Raw genomic sequence first — 3364 nt, 5'->3', positions numbered from 1 at the left:
GCGGCCCGGCGCCGACCGCCCACCGGGGCCGGGCGGCGGCGGTCGGCCACGCCGGGCGGGGCGGGACGCGCGAGCGGCGGGAAGCGGCAGCGGCACCGGCAGGCGGTGCCGTACGGGGAACGTGGGGAGCGGACGATGCAGGGCCCAGGGCACGAGCGGTTCGACACCGACGTCTGCGTGGTGGGCGGGGGTCCCGGCGGCCTGGTCCTCGCGCTGCTGATGCTCCGGTCGGGAGCGCGCGTGATGGTGGTGGAGCGGGCGCTGTGGCACCAGCGGGAGTACCGCGGCGAGATACTCCAGCCCGGCGCGATGAAGCTGCTGGACGACATCGGCGTACTCGTCGGCGCCCGGGCGCGCGGCGCGCGCGAGCACGACCGGCTCCGCCTCGTCGAGGGCGGCCGGGTGCTGCTGAACGCGGACTACCGGCTGCTGCCACCCCCGTACGACCACCTGCTGAGCATCCCGCAGCCGCACGTGCTGGAGGAGCTGCTCGTCCACTGCCTGCGCTCGCCCGGCTTCGGCTACCTGGCCGGGCGGCGGGTCAGCGGGCTGCTGCGCGGCGACGGCGGCCGGGTCGCGGGGGTCACCTCCGACGGCCCGTTCGGCCCGTGCACCGTGCGGGCCCGCGTCGTGGTGGGCGCGGACGGCCGGTTCTCCCGCATACGGCGGCTGGCGGGCATAGCGGCCGACCACGTCCCGGCCTTCGACCGCGACCTGCTGTGGTTCAAGCTCGTCAGCGAGCGGCCGCACAGCGCGGCGTCCGCGCGGGACGTGCTGGTGTTCCGGGCCGGCAGCACGCCGGTGCTGGTGCACGAGTCGTGGCCGGACCGCATCCAGTTCGGCTGGACCCTGCCGCACCGCGCCTACCGCCACCTCGCCGCGCGCGGCCTGGAGTACGTCAAGGAGGAGCTGGCGCGCGCCGTGCCGCCGTACGCCGCCCTCATCCGCGAGCAGATCCGCTCGTCCGGCGACATGAGCCTGCTCGACGTGTTCTGCGCGCGTGCCGAGCGCTGGGCGGACGAGGGGCTGGTGCTGATCGGCGACGCGGCCCACACGCACAGCCCGATCGGCGGGCAGGGCATCAACCTGGCCATCCAGGACGCCGTGGTGCTGCACCCGCTGCTCGTCGACGCGCTGGCGGCCGGCGACCTCAGCCGGGCCCGGCTCGCGGCCTTCGAGGAGCGGCGCTCCCGCGACATCGCGGCCGTTCTGCGGCTCCAGGCCCTGCAGAGCCGGTCCGAGCTGCCCTGCGGCCCGTCCCCGGCCGGGATGTGGCCCGGTCTCGTACGGGTCATCCGGCGCACCCCGCTGCACCGCACGATGCTGCGCCGGGTGGCGTACGGGAATCCGTCGATCCGCGTCTCCGGCGCGGTGGGCGCGCGGCGCGGGAGGCCGTGACCGCGGGTGTGCGACGACCGTGCCGCTCCGCACCGGCCCTGCCCGGATCGGCCCTGCCCGGATCGGCCCCGCCCGCCCGCCCGGCCCTGCCCGCCCGGCCCCGCCCGGCTGCGCCGTCCGGCCGCGCTGCCCGGCAGGCCGCCGCGGCCGTCCTCCCACGTCCGTCCCCGCCCCGCCGCCCCGGTGCGGCACGGCGTCCCCGAGGCCCGTCCCGCGCGGCGGTCGGCCCGGGCCGCCCCAGCCCCGTCGGCGGCCCAGGACGGCGGGCGCCCGGAACGTCGGCCCAGAACGGCGGACATCCTGACGACGGAGGAGACGAACCTGTGCGCGTGCTGTTCACCACCCGGGCCGCGGGCGGCCACCTGTGGCCCATGGTGCCGCTGGCCCGGTCCTTCCTGGCGGCGGGCCACCGGCTGCGGTTCGCTGTGCCGCCCGGCTGCGCGGCGACCGTCGCCCGCACGGGCCTGGTCCCCGTCCCCGTCGGCGTCGCGCCCGCGCGGGCCGGCGTCCCGACCGCGCCGCCGCCGGTGGCCGGATCCGGCGGGCAGTGGCCCGCGGACTGGCCGGTGCGCCCGGCCGGGCTCAGCCCGGAGCAGCACCGAATAGTCCGCGCGCTGGCCCGGCAGCGCGTCCGGGCCGCCGAGGCCATGGCGCCCGACCTGATCGCCTGGGCGCGGCTGTGGCAGCCCGACCTGGTGGTGCACGACGCCAGCACGTACGCGGGCACGGTGGCCGCGGCGGCGCTCGGCGTGCCGGCCGTCAGCCACCTGTGGGGGAGCGCGGCGGTGGTCAGGTTCGACCGGGAGGGCCTGGACCCGGCCGGGCAGCCGCAGCCGGCGTACGCGCGCCTGCTGGACCGCTACGGCGTGCCCCCGGACCGGGAGCCGGACGTGTGGCTCGATCCGTGCCCGCCGAGCCTGGCGCTGCCGTCGGCGGTGCGCCGGATGCCCGTGCGGTACGTGCCCTCAGGGGACGGCCCGGCCCCGCCCGGCGAGGGTGGCGGCCCGGACGATCCCGCGCGGCAGCGGGTGTGCCTGGCCTGGGAGAGCCCCGTGCCGCCCGCCGCGGTGACCGACGCGCTCCTCCAGGCGGCCACCCGGGGCGTGCGGGCGGTACGGGCCGGGGGCGCCGCCGGGCCGCTGCCCGCGCTGCTGCCCGGCTGCCGGGTGCTGGTCCACCAGGGCGGCGGCGCCGTGGTGATGACCGGGGTGGTGGCGGGCGTCCCGCAGCTGGTCCTGCCCTACGGCCCCGAGCAGCAGCTCAACGCGGCCCGGCTGCGGCGGACGGGCGCCGCCCGGCGGGGCGCGGCCCGGTCCGCCGGGCACCTCGCCAAGGAGCTGTTCGCCCTGCTGGAGCAGCCGGGGTACGCGGTGGCGGCGCGCGCACTGCGGGACGAGGCGCTGGCGCTGCCGGGCCCGGACGAGACGGTGGCCCGGCTGACCGACCGGCGGCGGCCGGTCGGGTGGGGGTCCCCGGCCGGGTGAGACCGGCGGCCCTGGGACAGCACCGGAGCGGACGCCTCGCCGCAGGCCGCCGCCGGAAACCGCCGCCGCAGGCCGCCGAAGGACACGCGAAGGGCACAGGGACACGCGAAGGGCCCCTCACCTCGGTGAGGGGCCCTTCCGCCGTCTGTGCGCCGCCAGGGACTCGAACCCCGGACCCGCTGATTAAGAGTCAGCTGCTCTAACCAACTGAGCTAGCGGCGCCTGCTGACGTAGAAGACCTTAGCACCCGGTCCCACCCGCGCGGAAATCGCCGTCCGGTCAGCCCCGGAACAGCACGGGTGCGCTGGTCACCGACGTGCGGCCGGGGCCGGAGGAGGCGGCCCGCACCGTACGCACACAGGCCCACAGCAGCGCGTCCGGGCCGGGCAGCCAGGGGTGCCGGACGTCGGGCGCGACCAGCCAGCGGGAGGCCGCGGCCGGTGCGGGCCGGCCGGCCGGCCCCGGCGCGCCGCCGCTGCCGC

The 3364-nt window shown here is 78.9% G+C and carries 2 protein-coding genes, 1 tRNA gene and 1 pseudogene; 2 read left to right on the top strand and 2 right to left on the bottom strand.

What is annotated here, in order from left to right; translation table 11 throughout:
• Positions 1 to 135: 135 nt before the first annotated feature.
• Positions 136 to 1398, top strand: a complete 1263-nt coding sequence (locus RKE29_RS28820) for an FAD-dependent monooxygenase (RefSeq protein WP_312008650.1) — start codon at positions 136 to 138, stop codon at positions 1396 to 1398.
• Between the two features lie 323 nt (positions 1399 to 1721).
• Positions 1722 to 2882, top strand: a complete 1161-nt coding sequence (locus RKE29_RS28815) for a nucleotide disphospho-sugar-binding domain-containing protein (RefSeq protein WP_312008648.1) — start codon at positions 1722 to 1724, stop codon at positions 2880 to 2882.
• Between the two features lie 148 nt (positions 2883 to 3030).
• Here RKE29_RS28815 and RKE29_RS28810 read toward each other — a convergent pair.
• Positions 3031 to 3104: transfer RNA gene (locus RKE29_RS28810), tRNA-Lys, on the bottom strand.
• A 57-nt stretch (positions 3105 to 3161) separates the two neighbouring features.
• Positions 3162 to 3364 (bottom strand): annotated as a pseudogene (locus RKE29_RS28805) (hypothetical protein); the annotation flags it as partial.

It is taken from the genome of Streptomyces sp. B1866 (genome assembly GCF_031932565.1).
Taxonomy (GTDB): domain Bacteria; phylum Actinomycetota; class Actinomycetes; order Streptomycetales; family Streptomycetaceae; genus Streptomyces.
The sequence above is the reverse complement of the archived record's forward strand: the minus strand, read 5'-3'. Positions and strand labels throughout refer to the sequence as shown.

Bases quoted from the DNA above. Each gene is read 5' to 3' on its own strand.
- RKE29_RS28820 (WP_312008650.1), top strand. From the start codon at position 136: ATGCAGGGCCCAGGGCACGAGCGGTTCGACACCGACGTCTGCGTGGTG.